Below are 1,610 nucleotides of genomic sequence, written 5' to 3' on the forward strand. Positions count from 1 at the left end.
TCGTTCTTGAAGCGCGCATCCAGTGCCGTCAGATCAAGCTCGTGCTCAACCAGGTAGTCCAGCGCGAAGGCGAAGCTGCCCGGCAAGATCTGTTCTGACAGCACCACCGGCAGCAACAGCGCGTGGCGATCACAGGGCTTGTAGCGGGGCATCGCGGGACTCCTGAACGAGTCCGCTCATTTGACGCACTAGGCGTCAAGAAATGAATCGGTGGCGACCCGACTTCAGGTTATTTGACAGCCTCAACGTTCGAGGTAAGGGGCGGCTTGCGCGTACGCGCAAGACGTCCCCTTGACTGAGTGGTTAGGCGCCGGTGAAGCACCTGCTGCTGCCCGCCACCCCCAGGCTGAAGGGCGCGAAAGCCTCGAAGCCGCCGCGCTGGTGACCGGAGCGCGGCTCTGCCGCACTGGGGTTGTGGCTGTTTCAGTTAGGCCGGCCATAGAGACTTTGACTCGTGTTTGATGGCCAAGCGCTACAAGCGTAGCGGGGTAGAGATGCAAAGCTGCTATCCGGATTGCCACATAGAAACCCATGCCAGAACTCGCCGGCTTGGCTGTTTGACTGTGGAAACGCGACCAGGGCGCCGCAGCGCGGATGGCGGACGGACGATGCGACCAACTTGTGACACGCAGGCAAGAAGACGGCTGAAGCGGCCAGCGTTCGTGCGCTGGCCGCCAGAGGACGGACAGCCCAAGCTGACGGCGGAGCGGACACGCCACTCCCAGGGGCACGGGGCATCGAGACCGAGGCCATGAACGGCAACCACTGGCAGATGACGTTCCAAGTGACTCAAACCTTCAACACGGCTGTGCGCTTAACGTTCGAGGTAAGGGGCGGCTTGCGCGTACGCGCAAGACGTCCCCTTGACTGAGTGGTTAGGCGCCGGTGAACCGCCTACTGCTGCCCGCCACCCCCAGGCTGATGGGCGCGAAGGCCTTGAAGCAGCCAGGCGGATGACCGGAGCGCGGCTCTGCCGCACTGGGGTTGTGGCTGTTTCAGTTAGGCCATGCCCCGTGAACTCGGCCGGTGATGCGTGACTGGGCGTGGCAAGCTTGCCGTGGCAGAGATGTGAGGCTGCAATCCCGGTTGCCAAAGAGCTACCCATGCCTGTAACTACCAGCGAGGATGCTTTTGCTCGGATGGCAGGAGAAGGTGGCGCCCGACCTGTGACCAAGCCAGCAAGAAGACTGTTGGAGTTGCCACCATCCGTGCGCTGGCCGCCGGAGGACGGACAGCCCAAGCAAACGCCGGAGCGGTCACGCCTCTCCCAAGGGCACTGGGCATCGAAACCGAGGCCATCAGCGGCAGGCATTGGCGGATGACGCTCCAATTGACTCAAACCTTTAACACGGCTGTGCGCTTAACGTTCGCGCTCAGCGGGCGGCGTAGCCGTCCGCTGCAGCAAAGGGTTAAACCGCCTCATAGTTGAAAGAACTTTCTTGCCGCTGGATGCATGTTGGCGATGGTTGCAGGCGGTGCCGAACCTTTGCGACGCCAGATCTCGGATAGAGATTCGCCCGCCGCATCTGCCACGTCGGGGTCCTCCGTGAGGTTGAGAGCGATCGCAAGCAACGCAGCCTCAACCTCCGGTTCGTCAAAGACACCAAGAT

The 1,610-nt window shown here is 62.0% G+C and carries 1 protein-coding gene; it reads right to left on the reverse strand.

All coding sequences use genetic code 11. The features are described 5' to 3' along the window. Window positions 1-1,419: 1,419 nt before the first annotated feature. The coding region (locus ACXJLH_RS29255) for a hypothetical protein (protein WP_457444064.1) at window positions 1,420-1,610 on the reverse strand (191 nt) is incomplete at its 5' end.

The sequence above is a fragment of the Roseateles sp. P5_E4 genome (genome assembly GCF_054049255.1).